This is a genomic window from Aquimarina muelleri DSM 19832, from assembly GCF_000430665.1.
Classification (GTDB): domain Bacteria; phylum Bacteroidota; class Bacteroidia; order Flavobacteriales; family Flavobacteriaceae; genus Aquimarina; species Aquimarina muelleri.
The window spans coordinates 55801-75253 of record NZ_AUML01000004.1; the positions used below are offsets into that span (position 1 = coordinate 55801).

Below are 19453 nucleotides of genomic sequence, written 5' to 3' on the forward strand. Positions count from 1 at the left end.
AGATTAGACTGTCATGATTTCTTTTTCTTTTTTACTAAGTGTGTCATCAATTTTTTTGATGTACATATCTGTTAATTCTTGAATATTTGTTTCTGCTACTTTTGCCAAATCTTCGGATAGTCCTTCTTTTTCTAGTTTTTTAATTTCACTATTGGCATTTTTACGGTCGTTACGTACGCCAATTTTTGAATCTTCAGCTTCCGATTTAGCTTGTTTTACAAGGTCTTTACGACGTTCTTCTGTAAGAGGAGGAACGCTTATAATTACACTATCTCCATTATTCATAGGGTTAAAGCCTAGATTGGCCAATAGTATACCTTTTTCGATTGCTTGGATCAAAGATTTTTCAAAAGGTTGGATAGTTATGGTTCTAGCATCTGGCGTGCTCACATTTCCTACTTGGTTTAATGGAGTAGGGGATCCGTAGTATTCAACCATTACACCTCCTAACATTGCAGGAGATGCTTTTCCTGCTCTAATGTTAAGTAATTTTTTTTCTAAATGAGTGATTGCATCTTGCATTGCCTCTTTAGCAGAGTCTATTATAAAATCTATTTCTTCGTTCATTTTTTAGTTCTTTTCTTCTGATTGATCAAAAAATAAGCCAATATGATTAAAGGTTTACCTGGGTGCCAATGGATTCGCCAGAAACTACTTTTAGCAGATTACCCGCTTTATTCATGTCAAAGACGATTATTGGTAATTCATTTTCTTGACTTAATGTAAAGGCTGTGGTATCCATTACTTTTAAACCTTTACGCAAAACATCATCAAATGTTATAAAATCAAATTTGGTTGCATCTGCATTTTTTTCGGGGTCTGAAGTATAAATCCCGTCTACCCTTGTTCCTTTTAAAATAACATCGGCATGAATCTCTATTGCTCTAAGTACTGCAGCGGAATCGGTAGTAAAATATGGATTTCCTGTTCCTCCTCCAAAAATCACTACTCTTCCTTTTTCTAAGTGACGTATTGCTCTTCTGCGAATAAATGGTTCTGCAACTTCATTGATTTTTACAGCAGATTGTAATCGAGTAGGTATTTTAGCGTCTTCAAGTGCGCTTTGCAAAGCTAGTCCGTTAATAACGGTGGCTAACATTCCCATATGATCCGCTTGTACTCTGTCCATTCCTTTGCTGGCCCCTGCAACACCCCTGAAAATATTACCTCCTCCAATTACAATGGCAACTTGTACACCTTTTTCTGTAATTTGTTTAATTTCATAGGCATACTCTGCTAGCCTTTTAGGGTCAATTCCATATTGGCGATCTCCCATTAGAGCCTCGCCAGATAATTTAAGTAATATTCTTTTATATTTCATTGTGAGATTTAACTGTGGTGCAAATATAGCGATATTCTTAATTTAGAAAATAGTTTGTATTATAAAGGTGGTTTTTTGTGTTAAAATAATAAAGATCAAATTTTGTGAGATTTTTAAAAAAGGGTGGTTTTCCCCTGCTATTGGTATTGGTTAATGTTTAATTATGTTATAGGTTTGTTCCAAGGAAAACAAAAAAATATGTTGGGGGATAAAAAATATTTTGAGAATGTTTTTTTACGTTTTAAACATATAAACTTAAATAGTCTGTATGTTATATAGGTTGATTGGGGGGTCAATCTTTATTTTGGGGGTAAGTGCTTTAAGAAATTAGGTACTTATAAACGTAACAGAAACAGGATAAAAGTATTTTGAAAATGATGAAAAAAAACCGCTTCTTTTAAAAGAAGCGGTTTTTAAATTTTTTAGAAATATCTGAAAAAATATATGATTTGAATTTATCCTAAAGAAACTCTTTCAAAAGCAACTACAGATACATCTCCAAGTGATTTAACGTATTCTTCAACACTTTTTTTATCGTCTTTGATGAAATTTTGGTCAAGAAGACATTGTTCTTGGTCAAGAGTTGTATTGTCTGAAATAAATCTTTCTAATTTTCCTGGAAGAATTTTATCCCAGATCTGTTCTGGTTTACCTTCAGCTTTTAATTCAGCTTTTAAGTTTTCTTCAGCTTTGGTAATTATCTCATCGGTTAATTGAGCTCTTGAGATAAATTGGGGTACATTTTTTAATGTTTTTCCTAATCGTCCAAGTTCGATATTTTCTTTTTCAATAGCAGCAATTCTTGCTTGTGTTTCTGATGCAACAAATTCTGGATCAAAATCTTTGAAAGAAAGAGTAGTTGCTCCCATAGAAGCTACTTGCATAGAAATGTCTTTAGCAAGTGTTTCTGCATTATTGATATTTGAAGATAATCCAGTTAAAGCTGCGATTTTATTTCCATGTATATAAGATCCAACAAAAGGAGCTTCTAATATTTTAAAATCTCCAATTTCTATTTTCTCCCCAATAACACCAGTTTGTTCGATAAGTTTATCTTTAACGGTCATGCCGTTAAAATCGGTAGCTAACAATTCTTCTTTTGAAGAGGTGTTAAGTGCTATTTCTGCTAATTCGTTAGCCAAAGAAACGAAAGATTCATTTTTTCCAACGAAATCAGTTTCGCAATTAAGAGAAACAATAACCCCTTTGTTTTTAGTATCATTAACTTTTGCAATAACTGCACCTTCAGATGATTCTCTGTCGGCTCTTTTATCTGCGATTTTCTGCCCTTTTTCTCTAAGGATTTTGATAGCTTTGTCAAAATCTCCTTCGGCTTCAACAAGTGCTTTTTTACAGTCCATCATTCCGGCACCTGTAGCTTGACGCAATTTACTTACTTCGGCTGCTGTAATATTTGCCATATTTTTAAATATTAAATGTGTAAATGTATTGTTTGTATAAAAAACAAGTCGTTTAGTTAGTACTACAAAAGTAAAAAACCAAACGACTCGCCAATTTTATATTAAAGTTAAGCTTTGCTTTAAAAGATTCAACGCTTAGCTTTGGATTTTAAAAGATTGTGGATAGTCAATCTATTTATTCTTCTTCGTTTGTAGCATCAACCACTTTTGGTGCTTCCTCAGTTTTAGCTTTTACAGCTGCTTCTTTTTTAGGAGCATCTTTTTTAGGAGTGTCTTTTACGGCTTTTCTTTCGTTTAGACCTTCTATAACAGCATCACTAACATATGTCATTACTTTGTCTATAGATTTTGAAGCATCATCATTTGCAGGGATAACATACTGTACCTGACGAGGGTCAGAGTTTGTATCTACCATTGCAAAAATAGGAATGTTTAATTTCTGAGCTTCTTTTACTGCGATATGTTCGCGAGTAATATCTACAACAAATAATGCTCCAGGTAGACGAGTCATGTCAGAAATAGAACCTAAATTCTTTTCTAATTTAGCTCTTAAACGATCTACTTGTAAACGTTCTTTTTTAGATAACGTATTAAAAGTGCCATCTTTCTTCATTCTATCAATAGCAGCCATTTTTTTAACAGCTTTACGAATAGTAACAAAGTTTGTTAGCATTCCACCAGGCCATCTTTCAGTAATATATGGTTGGTTTGCTTTTGCTGCTTTTTCTGCGACAATTTCTTTAGCTTGTTTTTTTGTAGCGACAAAAAGGATTTTTCTGCCTGATGCAGCTATTTTTTTTAAAGCTTCGCCAGCTTCATCAATTTTTGCAGCAGTTTTATATAGATTAATGATGTGAATACCATTACGCTCCATATAGATGTAAGGAGCCATGTTTGGATCCCATCTTCTTGTTAGGTGACCAAAGTGTACACCTGCATCAAGTAATTCTTTTACTTCGATATTGTTTGCCATTTTTGTAATAGTTTACGTTCTGTTGGATTTATAGCAATGCTCAAGTGGTTACTAAATGTAAGACCTTGTGCATTTAGATGCTAAACTAACCCCTCAAAAAATTGAGGTAACAACAAATACTGTTTTAATAAATTAACGTTTAGAGAACTGGAATTTCTTACGAGCTTTCTTCTGTCCGAATTTCTTACGCTCTACCATTCTAGGATCTCTTGTCAATAAACCTTCTGGTTTAAGGATACCTCTGTTTCCTGTAGCTCTTCCGTCTTCTGATTCTTCAGTATCTTCACTGTCTAAAGTGCACATTGCTCTTGAGATAGCTAAGCGTATTGCTTCAGCTTGTCCTGTAACACCTCCACCATAAACATTTACTAAGATGTCGAATTTACCATCATTTCCTGTTAAAACCAAGGGTTGGTTTACTTTGTACTGTAAAGTAGCAGTAGGGAAATAGTCAACAAAATCTTTTTTGTTAACAGTGATTTTTCCAGATCCATCCTTAAGATAAACTCTAGCTACAGCCGTTTTTCTACGGCCAATTTTGTGAATAACTTCCATTACTTAAATTCTTTTAAGTTAACAGTTTTAGGTTGCTGAGCATCTTGATTGTGTTCTGCTCCTGCATGTACCTTTAGATTACGGAATAAAACTGCTCCTAATTTGTTCTTAGGTAGCATTCCTTTTACCGCTTTTTCGATTAAACGCTCTGGATTTTTGTCAAACAATTCCTGAGCAGTAAGACTTCTTTGCCCTCCAGGATATCCAGTGTGACGGATGTAAGATTTCTCTGTCCACTTTTTTCCTGTTAAGTTGATTTTGTCAGCGTTGGTAATGATAACATTATCACCGCAATCAACGTGTGGGGTAAAGCTAGGTTTGTGTTTTCCTCTTAGTAGTATTGCAACTACAGAAGAAAGACGTCCTAAAGTCTGTCCTTCAGCATCTACATGCAGCCATTCTTTTGTAACGGTAGCTTTGTTAGCAGATACTGTTTTGTAACTTAATGTGTCCACACTAATTATTTTTTACTTAATTAAACATTCCTTTCCTATCATAAAATAGGGGTGCAAATGTACAATTATATATTTAGATAGCAAATAGGTGATTCATATTATTTTAAAAGTATGATGTGTTGGCTTTTAAGTGTTTTAAAGTGATATATGTTTATTCAGTTTATAGTAAAAGATAATATTATGGTTTTACTGTTAATTTTTTACTAAAAAACAGTATAAAGAGCAATAAAGAAAAATAATTTCTATCATATTTAGACATATCAATGATTAAATATTTAATCCGCATGAAAAATCACACCTTTTTTTTGGTACTTTTTCTATTGCCTATTGTTAACGTTGCGCAAGATTCAACTAATGCTGTTGAAAAAAGAATATATAGAACCAAACCACTGAAAAAAGCTCAAGTTTTAAAAATAGATGGAGTGCTAGATGATTTAGGTTGGAAAACTGTAGAATGGGCTGGGAATTTTATAGAGAGTCAACCTGATGAGAATACACCTCCAAGTCAAAAGACTAATTTCAAAATAATGTATGATCAGAAATTTTTGTACGTGGCATATAAGTGTTTTGATGATGAGCCCGATAAGATTGAAAAAAGACTCTCTCGAAGAGATGGCTTTGCTGGAGATCGTATTACTCTTGTTTTAGATACATATCATGATAAGAGAACAGCTTTTTCTTTTACTATAACAGCGGCGGGAGTAAAAGGAGATGAATTTGTTTCTCAAAATGGTAATAATTGGGATAGTAGTTGGAATCCTATTTGGTATGCGGCAAGTGCTATGGATAGTGAGGGTTGGACTGCGGAGATAAAAATACCATTAAGCCAATTGAAATTTGGTAAAAGTGAAGAGCAGGTGTGGGGACTTCAGGTAAATAGAATGTTATTTCGTAAAGATGAACGATCTGTTTGGCAACGTATACCTAGAGATGTGTCGGGTTTTGTAAGTGAATTTGGAGAGTTACATGGTTTGATTAACCTAGAAGCTCAAAAACAATTAGAGATTCAACCATTTGCCGTTACCCAGTTAGATACTTACCCAGCTGAAGAAGGAAACCCTTTTAGAGATGGTAATGATTTTGAGCTTAATGGAGGATTAGATGCGAAAATAGGAATAACTAATGATCTTACTTTAGATTTAACAGTTAACCCTGATTTTGGGCAAGTAGAAGCGGATCCAGCTGCAATTGCTTTAGATGGGTTTCAGGTTTTTTTTAGAGAACAACGACCATTTTTTGTGGAAAACAAAAATATTTTTGATTACCAGTTTGCTAATGGATTTGATAATTTATTTTATTCCAGAAGGATAGGTAGATCTCCACAGGGTTCTGTTGGTGAAAATCCAATCAATGATTCGAGTTCTGTAAATGATGAATACATAGATACTCCTAGTAATACGACTATTCTGGGCGCTGCAAAATTTAGTGGCAAGACTAAAGATGGGTGGTCCATTGGTGTTTTGGAAAGTGTTACTTCTAGGGAGGTCGCAAAGGTAAAAGATAATGAGGGGTATAAAAGAGAAGCTATTGTAGAACCTCTAACTAATTATGTTGTAGGTAGAGTACAAAAAGATTTTAATAAGCGGAACTCTTTTATTGGTGGTATTTTTACTGCAACACACAGGGATTTAGGGGATGTATTGAATATAGATTATAATAATACAGGTACTGATGAGACTTCAGAATTAGTTGGTTTAAGAGAAAATAATCTTAATATGCTTCATAAATCTGCTTATACTGGAGGCATAGATTTTAGGCATAATTGGAAAGACAGAAAGTATTTTGTTGAGGGTAATATTGTGGCAAGCCATGTAGAAGGTTCTAAAGAAGCTATTAAGCATACGCAACAAAGTCTTACGCATCTTTTTCAGCGTATAGATGCGAATCATGTAGGAGTAGACCCTAACAGAACTTCGTTAACAGGAACTGGCGGTAAACTTGTTACAGGAAAATCTGGAGGAGGTAACTGGAGATACGAAGGAGGGGTTTTTTGGCGATCCCCAGAGTTAGAACTTAATGATATTGGATTTTTAAGGCAAGCGGATGATGTTAGGCAGTTTACTGAAATTAATTACTTGTTTTTAAAACCTACAAAATTCTACCGAAGAGCGGCAACAGGGTTTAATCAATCGGCAGCATTTGATTTTGAAGGTAATTATAATCGTATACAGTATTCTTTAGAAGGAGATATTAATTATGTAAATAATTGGTGGACAGAAATAGAGATGATACATAAGCCTCGTATTTTTACAAATACAATTTTGCGAGGAGGACCTCGCTATCGATTTTCTCAAGAAAATATAGCTGTATTGTTTTTTGGTTCTGATAAGAGAAAGAAATTTAACTTTACTATGGGGCATGTAAATTCGTTTACACAACAAAATAATTTTTCTTACAGAAGGTATGTGCTTAGATTAAATTATCAGCCATTTAATGCATTTAGTATGTCTTTAAATCCAGAATTCGAAGAGAACCCGAATAAAACACAATATGTCACGGAGCAAAATTTTAATAACACAACAAGATATATAACAGCTGAAATAGATCAGCAAACCTTAAGTGCAAGTATACGATTAAATTATAGTATTAACCCAGATCTTACTATACAGTATTACGGGCAACCTTTTGTATCACGAGGAAGGTATACAAATTTTAATTATGTAAATAACGCCACTGCGAGTGATCTTAGAGACAGGGTAACTTTATATGATCAAAATCAGATATCCTTTGCAGATGATACATATTCGGTCGATGAGGATAAAAACGGGACTGTAGATTACACATTTGATAATCCTGATTTTTCATTTGTTCAATTTAGATCTAATCTGGTATTACGTTGGGAGTATATACCAGGTTCTGAAATGTTTTTAGTTTGGTCACAAGGGATCACTGGCGATGGAAACCCATCAAATCATCTGTTTAGAAGTTTAGATAATCAAGTTTTGGGTCAACAACCAGAAAATACCTTTTTGATTAAAGCTACTTATCGATTTGTGTTATAAAGTTTGTTTTAAAAGCTTTTAAGAAATACTATTTTAAATGTATTTTGCAACAATATAGATTGTTATTGTATGAAATATTTTTATCTAGTATTGGTTGTTGTTTTTTTTGCATCTTGTAATACATCAAAACCCAAAGAAAATCTAAGTAAGGTAAAAGAAAGACCAAAAGTATCAAAAAAAGATTCTTTGTCTTTCTTTTTGGAGCATTATGAAAAGTTTTTTACTACTAACTTTAATGTTTCAGAATGTCCTGGAGCCGCTATTGTAATTGTTAAAGATTCTACTGTTGTTTATAAAAAAGGTTTTGGGGTAAAAGAAATTCGTACACAAGATTCTGTAGATGTAAATACTGTTTTTAGAATAGCTAGTTTATCTAAGGGGGTTACAGCAGTTTTAGCGGGTAATCTGGTAGATCATAACGAACTAGAATGGGATCAAAGAATCAAAGAATCGGTAAGTACCTTTGATTTAAAAGATAAGGGTCAGGCAGATCGTCTTCGAGTAAATCATTTACTGTCTCATACGACTGGATTATATCCGTATACCTATACTAAGCTTATACAGAGTGGTTTTTCTATAGATCGTATTATAAGTAGTTTTAAAAACAAAGGAGTAGTAGAAAAAGAAGGGGTAGATTATGAGTATCAAAATGCAATGTTCTCGGTTATAGAAAAAATAATGGAGAAGAACACTAAAAAATCTTTTGAAACCCTCCTTAAAGAGAGACTTTTTGATAAAGCAGGTATGTATAATGCATCTAGTACTTTTGCCGAAATAAAAAATAATAGAAATGTTGCTTTGCCACACTCTTATAATCACTATTCAAAAAAATATAGATTAGATAGACTTCATAAAAATTATTATAATGTAGCTGCAGCAGGAGGAATTAATGCTTCTATCTCTGATATGGGAGAGTATTTAAAAGTATTATTAGGATATCGACCTGATATTATTTCTAAAGAAAGTCTTGCTGATATTTTTAATCCTATTATTTGTACCAGCGATAAAGATACATACGTAAATCTTTGGGATGGAGTAACAGATTCTTATTATGCTATGGGATGGCGTATTTTGGATTATAGAAACCGTAGGGTTGTTTATCATGGAGGTAATGTAAATCAGTATAAAACACAGTTGTTAGTAGATCCTGAAAATGGAATAGGGATTTGTATATTGTTTAATGCTCCTAACTCGTTTAACGGTCCTGTGATTCCAACTTTTTTAAATTACTATGATTTTTATTTGGATACTATTAATTAAATATAATTACTAAGCTATATGTCATAGGTTTAGTAATTATATTTAATTATTTGTGATAACAGAGTTTAACGCGTTGCCTGTATTCTTTCTAATACCTTAACATCTACCTCCCCAGAAGCTGTAAGGTCATTTCCTGTAGAGTTATTTAATCTGTCTACATTAAAAGAGAACGAAAATGTTAAGTTATTTGTTTCTTCATTAAAATTATAATCTGTGATATTAAAATTGGTAATTCCGGATCCATTACCATTAAAATAATTGTTCACTACAAAATATTTATTATCATCTACGATAATTGCATAATTAGTAATTGATATAGAGAAATCTATGCTTTGCGTATCTTCACCAGGGTTGTTAACTACAAAATTGATACCTGTTGTAGTTTCTTGAAAAATATCATCTGGTGCGCTTAGAAATCTAAGTAATTGAAAAGATATGCTTGAAGAGGTCTTAAATACAGAATTAGTATAATTGAGATTATTTCCTTCAATAGGGGTGAACTTAAATTCAGAGGAGTCTGTAAAAGATACATTATCAGGTCTTGTTCCAGTTAAAGTAAGTTTGATGCTTCCATATTTTACTAATTCATCAAATCCTACGCCATTTTCCCCATTTATGCCATCATTTCCGTTTGTTCCGTTAATCCCATTTTCGCCAGTTAAACCATCTGCTCCATCTTCTCCGTCACAGTTATAAAAGAATACTGCTAAAATGCATACTAAGATAATTTTAAAGTAATTTTTCATTTTTTTCATTTTTAATAATATTGATTTTTTAATTGTACTGAATGTTGTTTTTTTTGTTTCAGGACTACAATATTACAGCACAAAAGTTTCATTTTCCGACACTCTGTATTTTTTTTAAGGAAAACTAAAAATTTAAAAGAACACGTTTTTAAAATTCACATATTTATTAATGCTATTTTAGCTTTGAAATAGCATTAATAAATTATTTTTTCTTCATCTATTCTGCGTTAAAAAATATAATCGTAACTACAGATATACTTAGGTTTTTGACTTAAATACTTAAAGAGTAAATTCAATTTCTATACGCACGATTTCAAAGTTAAAATGGTATAATGAAGAGGAAGTGTGTGGATGTTAAGTTCTGTAAAATAAAAAGACCTTATACGCTAAAATGTATAAGGTCTTTTGGAATACCATAAAAAATATTTTATGGTTATGTCTAAATTTATTTAATGTGCTTCGAGCCAATTTTTCCCTGTTCCCAGATCTACATCTAGTGGAACTTCGAGTTTATAAGCATTTTCCATTTCGGTTTTAATTAGTGTTTTAATAGTATCTAATTCAGGTTTGTAAACGTCAAAAACCAATTCATCATGTACTTGTAAGAGCATTTTTGTTTTGTAGTTTCCTTGTTTTAATTTTTTATGGATATTTATCATTGCGATTTTGATAATATCTGCAGCACTTCCTTGTATCGGAGCGTTTACCGCATTTCGTTCTGCGGCACCACGTACTATTGCATTGGCAGAATTTATATCTTTAAGATATCGTCTTCTTCCTAGAACTGTTTGTACATATCCGTTATCTCTTGCAAAATCTACCTGTTCACTTATATAATTACGTAGTTTGGGGTAGGTTTTATAGTAGGTGTCTATTAAGTCTTTAGCTTCACTTCGAGAAAGACTAGTTTGATTGCTTAATCCAAAAGCAGAGACGCCATAAATAATCCCGAAATTCACCGTTTTGGCATTGCTACGTTGTTCTCTGGTAACCTCTTCTAGAGGGATATTGAAAACTTTTGCAGCAGTAGAAGAGTGGATGTCTTCGTTGTTTTTAAAAGCTTCAATCATAGTTTCTTCTTTACTTAATGCAGCGATGATTCTTAGTTCTATTTGCGAATAATCTGCTGCAAGTAATGTGTATTCTTCGTTTCTAGGGATAAATGCTTTCCTAATTTGCCTTCCTCTTTCTGTGCGAATAGGAATGTTTTGTAAATTAGGATTATTAGAGCTTAGTCGTCCAGTGGCTGCTACTATTTGCATGTAATCTGTATGTACTCGACCTGTGTTTTTATTTACTTGCGTAGGCAATGCGTCTACATAAGTGCTTTTTAATTTAGCTAAACCACGAAAGTCTAATATATTCTGAATAATTTCGTGATCTTTTGCTAAATAAGATAATACATCTTCCGCAGTAGAATATTGCCCTGTTTTTGTTTTTTTAGGTTTGTCTACCAATTTTAATTTTTCAAACAAAATAACTCCTAATTGTTTTGGAGAAGCTATGTTGAATTCTTCTTCTGCTTCGGTGTAAATTTTATTTTCTAATTGTTTGATATCGTTTTCTAGTTCTCCAGAAAGAGATTGTAAGAATGCTTCATCAAGATTAATGCCTTCGATTTCCATATCTGCTAAAACCCTTAGTAAAGGAACTTCAATGTCCTCGAATAAGGTTGCTGTTTTAGCTTCTTTAAGCTCTGGAGCAAAATGTTCTTTTAGTTGAAGGGTAATGTCTGCATCTTCTACTGCGTATTCGGTTTGTTGATCAAGAGGTACTTGTCTAAAAGACAATTGATTTTTCCCTTTTTTTCCAATTAACTCTGTGATAGAAACAGGAGCGTAATTAAGGTATGTTTCTGCAAGTACATCCATGTTATGTCTCATATCAGGGTTAATAAGATAATGAGCAAGCATAGTGTCGAATAAATTTCCTTTAACTTCAATATTGTATTTAGCCAATACTTTGATATCGTATTTTAGATTTTGACCAATTTTGGTAATATGATCTGCTTCAAAAAAAGGACGTAATTGTTCGATTAACTCTTGTGCTTCTTCTCGATTTTCGGGAAAAGGAATATAGAAGCCTTTCCCGGTTTCCCAAGAAAAAGCGATTCCTACAAGTTCAGCTACAAGTGGGTCAAGACCAGTAGTTTCTGTATCAAAGCAAACGTTTTCTTGTTTTAAGATGTTTTGAAGGAATAGTTTTAAAGCCATTCCTGGAGTAATACTTTGGTAAAAATGTTCTGTATCAGAAATTGTTTTTCTATTAGAGAATGAAGCTATTTCTGTAGGTTCTTGATCTCCACCAAATAAAGAAAACTGACCTGCGCCAGCTTCTTTTGTTTGCTTTTTTGCTGTGGTGTTATTTACTTCTTTAGAGGAAGGATCTTCTCCAGAAAAAATCTTTATAAACTGATCTTTAAGCCTTCTAAATTCTAATTCTTCAAATAGTTCTTGTACTTTTTTAGAATCGGGTTCAGAAAGCTGGTAGTCATCTGCATTAAAAGTAACATCACAATCTATGATAATGGTTGCTAATTTTTTGGACAGTAGTCCTAATTCTGCATTAGCTTCTACTTTTTCTTTCATTTTGCCTTTTAGCTTATTTGTATTAGCTAATAAGCCTTCCATGGATCCAAATTCTGCGATAAACTTTTTAGCAGTTTTATCACCAACTCCAGGTAATCCTGGGATGTTGTCTACAGCATCACCCATCATGCCTAAGTAATCAATAACTTGATTAGGGTGTTCTACTTCAAATCTTTTTTGTACTTCTGGGATTCCCCATATCTCAATACCATTACCCATTCTGGCAGGGCGATACATAAAAATATTCTCAGATACTAATTGCGCATAATCTTTGTCAGGGGTTACCATGTAGGTTTTATAGCCTTCTTTTTCAGCTTGTTTAGCAATAGTTCCAATTAAATCATCTGCCTCTACACCAGCACGTTCTATAATAGGAATATGCATTGCTTTTAATATTTCTTGAATAATAGGGACGGCAATCTTAATAGCCTCAGGAGTCTCGTCTCGATTAGCTTTATATTCAGGAAAAATATCTAAACGATCTTTGCTTCCTTGTTTGTCAAAAGCAACTGCTAGATGATCTGGCTTTTCTCTTTTTATAACATCAAATAAAGAGTTAACAAAACCTAATACGGCAGAAGTGTCTTCGCCTTTAGAATTAATTCTTGGGTTTTTAATTAAGGCATAGTATCCTCTAAAAATAAGAGCGAAAGCATCCAGAAGGAAAAGGCGTTTTTGTGACATGTGAGTTCAATTTTTTTAGAGATGCAATATAAAAAGAAGATTGATCAAAATGATTTAAAAGACTAATAAAAACAAAAGAAATGCCGTCAAAACTGACGGCATTTCGCCCCAAAATAAAATTGATAACAATGTATCAACTGCTATAAATACGATAGTAATTTTTTGTATACGGTATAAGATTATTATAATTAAGGTATAGCCTTAAAACAAAACTATGGAACGAAGTTACAAATAAAATTCTTAGTTCTAAAAGAAATTATTAAGATTTATCTTTAATAAAATGACGATTCTAACGGTTTAAGGGTGTTAAATTTTATTTATCGTTAATTTTTACTTAAAAAATAGCTTATAAGTCAAAAAGAGGGATAGTTTTGTTCATCAATGACTTTAAAGGCAAATCATGCGTTGGATACTCTTAGTAATTCTATATATTCTTATTGAATTTTATGCTTATCAAGCTATAAAAACTATAACTAAAAACCAATGGGTGCAAATAGGGTGTCTGGCAGTTTCTTTATTTATTTTAGGGTATGTGATATATGTTTTTGCTAACTATGATCGCAGTGTTGGACCTACTAAATATAGCTTAAGAGCTACTGCGGTGTTGTTACTTGCCTTAGTGCCAAAACTAGTCTTAGTTTTGTTTTTGTTCGGAGAAGATGTTATTAGGGTTTTCGTGGGAGGATATAATTATTTGACTACTACTTTTTTTGGAGGTAAGGATACTCAATACATGCCAGATCGAAGAAAGTTTATTAGTCAATTAGCATTAGGTATTGCAGCAATACCTTTTGCAGGATTATTACATGGTATTTTTAAAGGAAAATACAATTTTAAAGTAATAAAACATGTATTGTATTTTAAAGATCTTCCAATAGCTTTTGATGGACTTCGTATAGCACAAATTTCGGATATTCATTCTGGTAGTTTTGATGATGCAGCAAAGATAGAATATGCTGTTGATTTAATTAATGAACAAGAAACAGACCTTATTTTGTTTACTGGGGATATTGTGAATACTGTAGCGGATGAAATGAATGATTGGATAGATACTTTTAAACGAATTAAAACTCCTGAGTTTGGTAAGTACTCGGTTTTAGGTAACCATGATTATGGAGAATATGTTACTTGGAATAGTCAACAGGAAAAAGATGCAAATTTTGACGCAATAAAAGATATTCATACTAAAATTGATTTTAATCTGTTACTTAATGAGAGTGTTTTTATCGAAAAACAAGGAGAACGTATTGCAATTATAGGGGTAGAAAATTGGGGGCATAATTTTAAAAAAGCTGGAGACTTAAAAAAGGCATCAGAAAAAGTAAGTAATGAAGATTTTAAAATTTTGTTAAGCCATGATCCTTCACATTGGGAATATGAGGTTAAGAAGGATTCAGATTATTACCATCTTACTTTAAGTGGTCATACACATGGTTTTCAGTTTGGTATAGAGATACCTGGAGTTGTAAGGTGGAGTCCGGTACAATATGTATATAAACAATGGGCGGGGATGTATAATGAAATGGGACGATATCTTAATGTAAATCGAGGTTTTGGGTTTCATGCTTTTCCAGGTAGGGTAGGGATATGGCCAGAGATTACGGTAATTGAATTGAGAAAAGAAGTTAAGCCTTCTTAATTCATAGAAAATGTTATATTTACAACTGTATATAATGGTTGAAAATAAAAAAAATTAAACATAAAAAAGTTTAAAAATGTCAAAGTTTGGAGATTTAATAAGTATTAAAGTTCCTGTTTTATTAGATTTTTTTACAGAATGGAACGAGCCTTCTTTAGCAATGCACCCTGTTTTGAAAGATGTAGCTGCTGCTCTTGGGGATAAAGGAAAAGTTATAAAGATAGATATAGATAAGAATGAAGAGTTGGCCACTGCGTTACGAATAAAAGGATTGCCTACTTTGATGATTTACAAGGAGGGAGAAATGGTTTGGAGGCAAAGTGGTGAGCAAGATGCAAATACTCTAATTGGTATTATGAAAGAGTATGTTTAAAATTGAATAGAGTCAAAAACAAACCCTTTTTTAGTAAAATGTTCCAACACTAAAGGAAGTGTTTGGATAAGGTTTTTTGAAGCTTTTACACTATCATGAAAGACTACGATACTACCTTTTTTTGTGTTTTTGATTACATTTTGCAAACATTCTTCAGGTAAAATTGTTTTTTCCCAATCCATGGATAGTACATCCCAAAGTATAATTTTGTATCCCGTATTTTCTAAGGTTTTGAATTTAGAGAGGCTTATTTGGCCATAAGGAGGCCTGAATAGTCTTTGCGTAGATCTTATGTTAGAGTATTCTTTGGTTATATTTTCGCAATCTATTACATTTTGTATGTATCTATCATGAGTATTCTTCCATGCTTTTAAGTGATTCATTGTATGATTGCCAATGGTATGACCAGCAGATAGAATTTGATTAAAAATATCTGGATGTTTTTGGATGTTATCCCCGATGCAAAAAAAAGTTGCTTTTGCATTATATTGATCTAATTGATCTAAAACAAACTCTGTAATATGAGGTACGGGACCATCATCAAAAGTTAAATAGATTTTGTTGTCACCTATATCATATAAATCCCAAATATATTTTGGGAAAAGCTTTTTGATTATCCTTGGAGTTTTTATGGGGGTTGTGGATATCATATAATGGTTGTAAGAAGCTGTTTAAAAAACAATCTATAATTATCGATCTGCGCTTGTCGAAGTTTTTGACCAATTGATCGGTGTTTGACAAGCGCAGACTAACAATTTATAATATTTTTTACTTTTTAGATAGCCTTTATATAATTAATTAGGAATACTATCTAAGGAGTCTAAAGAATTTTCTTTACTACTATTTTGAAACTCTTTAATTAAGTCCTCTTCTTGTTTCTGAATAGCTTCTTCGTCATCATATTCTTCATCGGTAGAGTATAATCTGGTAAATAGTCTAAGATATTTATTAAATTCATCCGCTTTTTCTTCTACCATTTCTCGATCTTGATTAATTAATAATAGATCTACTACACTACGATAACGTTCTACATTAGTTACAATTTCTTCGGCATAACTATATTGGTCTTTAAGCTCAAGACTGCCAAAGTAAGTAAGTTGTTCTTGATACTTTTTAGCAAGTTTTGTCCAAAGATCTCTAGCTTTTTCTTTTTCTCCTACTTTATAATACCCATTAACATAAGGTTCTACTAATGTGTAATATTCATAATATTCTATTGGCATTTTTTCCATAGCTAAGTCTAAAATTTCTTTAGCTTTTTCTTTTTTCTCTTCTTGTATAAGTGCTTCGACAAGACGTGCTAGATTACTTCTATAAGTTATAGAATTTTTTCTGGTTTCTGGGTCATGATATATGTTAGGATCTTCACTATTACCCCAATCCCAACTTGTAACATTTTTGTACATAAGATCAGTGTCTATTCTTCCCATTTCAAAAGGATTTTTACGATCTACTTTTGTTAAAATAGGAACCAGTTTATAAGTTACTCCATCTAGTTGTAAGTAATCCTTCATCCATAAAAAATCATCATCGCCATAACTTCCACCTGTAAAATAAATTGGTCTTTCCCAATTGTTATTGGCAATAATATCTAACATTAATAGGCGGTTTTTAAAGATCATATCTCCTTTAAGGTGAATGTCTATATACGGTACAATAAGATCTGCATCTTCTGGGGCTACGATACCATTTTTAAGGACAGCTTCTTTATCAACCGGTATTCTTATATGTTTAGTAGGGAATGTATTTACTTTTTTTCCACTTTGTAAGTCCCCTTTAGTTCTTGGGTCGTCTGTTTCTATCCAACGCATCCAGTTTTTAATTAACATGGTGTCATTAGTTACTGGTTTGTGATAAATAGCATCATTGTTTCCAAATCTATAAAAATCATGTGTTAATTGCGAAGGGATAGGTTTGCCTTCGTATGCAGCTCTTTTCATTTGGTCGATATACCAATCTGTAGCAAAAAGACTTGTGTTTACAGTTCTAACATCAGTTCTGTACCCTTCTATCTCTTGTGCATACCACAAAGCAAAGGTGTCGTTGTCTCCAATAGTAAACAAGATAGCGTCTTTTTGACAAGATTGTAAATACATTTTAGCCATAGATTGCGCAGTGTATCGATTAGAACGATCATGGTCATCCCAATTCTGTGCAGCTAATACTATCGGAACGGCGAGTAAACAAACAATAGTAATTGCAGGGGCTACTATTTTTGGTTTAAGATATTCTTTTAGAAAATCAAATAGTGCATATACTCCAAAGCCTATCCATATAGCAAATACATAAAAAGATCCTACTAATGCATAGTCTCTTTCTCGTGGTTCAAAAGGTCTTTCGTTAAGATAGATCTTTAAAGCAAGACCTGTAAAGAGGAAAAAGACAAGTAGTACCCAGAATTTTTTCTTATCTCTTTGTAGCATAAATATAAATCCAATTAAGCCTAAAAGTAATGGTAAGAAATAATATGTGTTTCGCGCTTTGTTTTTAAGAACATCATTAGGTAAGTTGTCCTGAGATCCTAATCGAATTTCATCAATAAACTTAATTCCACTAAGCCAGTTACCTTCTAAATTAGTAAGTTTTCCTTGGTTGTCATCTTGTCTTCCAACAAAATTCCACATAAAGTAACGCCAGTACATGTATCCTATTTGATAATCAAAAAGATATACAACATTATCCCAGAAAGAAGGTTTTTCTACATTTAGATAGTTTCCAAAAGATTGTAAAAATTTGCTGTAATCATCGTTATCTAATTTTCCTTTAGCATATTCTCTTCTAAATTGAGTTACTGCATTTAGTAATTCTTCTTCGGTTTGATATTCAGGTTTTATGGTAAAGCTAATTGGTCCCGAGTATTCCATATAGTTTGCTATATGTTCGGTACTCCACATTCTAGGTAAAAATGCTTTGTGCGCATCATCTAGATTCTGTTTTGCATTCTTCCAATCGTTAACAATTATATATTTCCCAGTTTTAATATCTTTTTCATATTTAGGTTTACCATCCTCATACGGGTTGTTTTCGTCAAGCCCAGCGTAAATTTCTGTAAATTGAGGGCCATAAAAAAGATGTGTTTCGGGGTATTGTTCTAAATTGTAATATGCTAATAACTCTCTAGCATTGTTCGGGTTGTTTTCATTTATTACAGTACCAGCATTTGCCCTTATCGGTAACATGATCCAGCTGGAAAACCCTATAAGTATGAATAGTACGCACAGCAATAGTGTGTTTAATTCAACTTGTTCTTTTTTACGTGTATATTTTATGCCAAAATAGAAAGCAGTTGCAATTACTAATCCTGCAATAATAGTTCCTGAGTTAAAAGGAAGACCAATAGAGTTAACGAAAAACACTTCAGAGGCACCAAAGAATTTCAGTGTAGACGGTAATAGTAGTTTAAAAATAAACAATAAAATTGCAACAACAACAATATTGGCAATTATGAAATTTTTAACGGTTATTTCTTTATAATTCTTAAAATAATACAATAAGCCTATTGCAGGAATAGACAGTAATCCCATAAAATGAACGCCAAAAGATAATCCTACAATAAATGAAATTAAAATCAACCATTTATTACCTCTGATGGTGTGCATGTCTCTTTCCCATAATAAACCAAGATAAAAAAGAACAGAAAGTATGCAGGTTGCCATGGCATATACTTCTGCTTCTACAGCATTAAACCAGAAACTATCTGTGAAAGTAAAAGCTAAAGCTCCTACTAATCCACTTCCTAATATTGCTATGGCTTTACTTTGGGTTAATTCTTCATCTTTTAAGATAACCTTTTTGACAAGTATAGTGATCGACCAAAACATAAAAAGGATAGTAAAAGCACTAGCAAAGGCAGAGGTCATATTTACCATTAATGCAATTTGTGTAGGGTCTGATGCAAAAGCAGATGCAAATGCTCCTATCATCTGAAACAAAGGAGCTCCTGGAGGATGGCCAACTTGTAGTTTTGAAGAAGTAGCAATGTATTCTCCTGCATCCCAAAAACTAGCAGTAGGTTCTACGGTCATAGTGTAAACACATAAAGCGATGGCAAATACTATCCATCCCAGTATTTTATTCCACTTAGTAAAGTTGAAAGTACTCATAAGAATTATTCGTTTATATAACGTGTGGCGAATTTAGTAATAAAAATAGTTTAACCTTGGTTTTTTTAGGAAACGCTTAACAGAAGTTTATATTTTAATACTTTGATTATAGAGGTGTGTAGAAGAAAAAATATATTTATTAAATAATTTTTTAAAAAATGTTTGCAAAACTAAAAGAAAGTTTTAAATTTGCACCCGAAAACAAGTATTGGTCTATGGTGTAACTGGCAACACGTCTGTTTTTGGTACAGAAGAGTCTAGGTTCGAGCCCTAGTAGACCAACTTAATAACCCTTTAAGCTTAATTGTTTAAAGGGTTATTTGTTTTTAGAAA

The 19453-nt window shown here is 32.5% G+C and carries 14 protein-coding genes and 1 tRNA gene; 5 read left to right on the forward strand and 10 right to left on the reverse strand.

Annotation, left to right across the window (positions count from 1 at the left end; all coding sequences use genetic code 11):
- Positions 1 to 3: 3 nt before the first annotated feature.
- The 6 genes from frr to rplM form a co-directional block, all read right to left on the reverse strand.
- Positions 4 to 567 carry a ribosome recycling factor gene (gene frr, locus H527_RS0103560; RefSeq protein WP_027411430.1) on the reverse strand — a complete coding sequence of 188 codons (564 nt, stop codon included), beginning with the start codon at positions 565 to 567 and terminating at the stop codon, positions 4 to 6.
- Between the two features lie 46 nt (positions 568 to 613).
- Positions 614 to 1321 carry a UMP kinase gene (pyrH, locus tag H527_RS0103565; RefSeq protein ID WP_027411431.1) on the reverse strand — a complete coding sequence of 236 codons (708 nt, stop codon included), beginning with the start codon at positions 1319 to 1321 and terminating at the stop codon, positions 614 to 616.
- Between the two features lie 455 nt (positions 1322 to 1776).
- The gene (gene tsf, locus H527_RS0103570; RefSeq protein ID WP_027411432.1) at positions 1777 to 2742 is read right to left on the reverse strand and encodes a translation elongation factor Ts; all 966 of its coding nucleotides are present in this window, start codon (positions 2740 to 2742) and stop codon (positions 1777 to 1779) included.
- A gap of 175 nt (positions 2743 to 2917) precedes the next feature.
- Positions 2918 to 3715 carry a 30S ribosomal protein S2 gene (gene rpsB / locus H527_RS0103575; RefSeq protein ID WP_027411433.1) on the reverse strand — a complete coding sequence of 266 codons (798 nt, stop codon included), beginning with the start codon at positions 3713 to 3715 and terminating at the stop codon, positions 2918 to 2920.
- A 132-nt stretch (positions 3716 to 3847) separates the two neighbouring features.
- Entirely contained in the window at positions 3848 to 4270 is a 423-nt protein-coding gene (rpsI, locus tag H527_RS0103580) for a 30S ribosomal protein S9 (protein ID WP_027411434.1), read from the reverse strand.
- On the reverse strand, positions 4270 to 4725 hold the full coding sequence (rplM, locus tag H527_RS0103585) for a 50S ribosomal protein L13 (RefSeq protein WP_027411435.1): 456 nt from the start codon (positions 4723 to 4725) through the stop codon (positions 4270 to 4272). Before rplM ends, rpsI begins: the two co-directional genes overlap by 1 nt.
- Before the next feature lie 284 nt (positions 4726 to 5009).
- On the opposite strand from rplM, the gene H527_RS0103590 reads away from it, so the two are divergent.
- Positions 5010 to 7727, forward strand: a complete 2718-nt coding sequence (locus H527_RS0103590; RefSeq protein WP_027411436.1) for a DUF5916 domain-containing protein — start codon at positions 5010 to 5012, stop codon at positions 7725 to 7727.
- Between the two features lie 69 nt (positions 7728 to 7796).
- Positions 7797 to 8987 (forward strand): serine hydrolase domain-containing protein, encoded by a 1191-nt coding sequence (locus H527_RS0103595; protein WP_027411437.1) that lies wholly within the window; start codon positions 7797 to 7799, stop codon positions 8985 to 8987.
- Between the two features lie 65 nt (positions 8988 to 9052).
- On the opposite strand, the gene H527_RS0103600 is transcribed toward H527_RS0103595, so the two are convergent.
- Both H527_RS0103600 and polA read right to left on the reverse strand, forming a co-directional pair.
- On the reverse strand, positions 9053 to 9733 hold the full coding sequence (locus tag H527_RS0103600) for a hypothetical protein (protein WP_155837799.1): 681 nt from the start codon (positions 9731 to 9733) through the stop codon (positions 9053 to 9055).
- Between the two features lie 449 nt (positions 9734 to 10182).
- Positions 10183 to 13005, reverse strand: coding sequence for a DNA polymerase I (gene polA, locus H527_RS0103605; protein ID WP_027411439.1), 2823 nt, complete (start codon positions 13003 to 13005; stop codon positions 10183 to 10185).
- Positions 13006 to 13405: 400 nt separating this feature from the next.
- Between polA and H527_RS0103610 the strand changes: the two genes are divergently transcribed.
- The gene (locus H527_RS0103610; protein ID WP_035087319.1) at positions 13406 to 14644 is read left to right on the forward strand and encodes a metallophosphoesterase; all 1239 of its coding nucleotides are present in this window, start codon (positions 13406 to 13408) and stop codon (positions 14642 to 14644) included.
- Positions 14645 to 14720: 76 nt separating this feature from the next.
- Positions 14721 to 15017, forward strand: a complete 297-nt coding sequence (locus H527_RS0103615) for a thioredoxin family protein (RefSeq protein WP_027411441.1) — start codon at positions 14721 to 14723, stop codon at positions 15015 to 15017.
- Here H527_RS0103615 and H527_RS0103620 read toward each other — a convergent pair.
- Together H527_RS0103620 and H527_RS0103625 are read right to left on the reverse strand one after the other, a co-directional pair.
- Entirely contained in the window at positions 15014 to 15667 is a 654-nt protein-coding gene (locus H527_RS0103620) for a polysaccharide deacetylase family protein (RefSeq protein WP_035087321.1), read from the reverse strand. The genes H527_RS0103615 and H527_RS0103620 overlap by 4 nt on opposite strands.
- A 144-nt stretch (positions 15668 to 15811) precedes the next feature.
- Complete coding sequence (locus tag H527_RS0103625; RefSeq protein ID WP_027411443.1) at positions 15812 to 19120, reverse strand: glycosyltransferase family 117 protein; 3309 nt, start codon at positions 19118 to 19120, stop codon at positions 15812 to 15814.
- A gap of 209 nt (positions 19121 to 19329) precedes the next feature.
- Between H527_RS0103625 and H527_RS0103630 the strand changes: the two genes are divergently transcribed.
- Positions 19330 to 19402: transfer RNA gene (locus H527_RS0103630), tRNA-Gln, on the forward strand.
- The last annotated feature ends 51 nt before the right edge of the window (positions 19403 to 19453 follow it).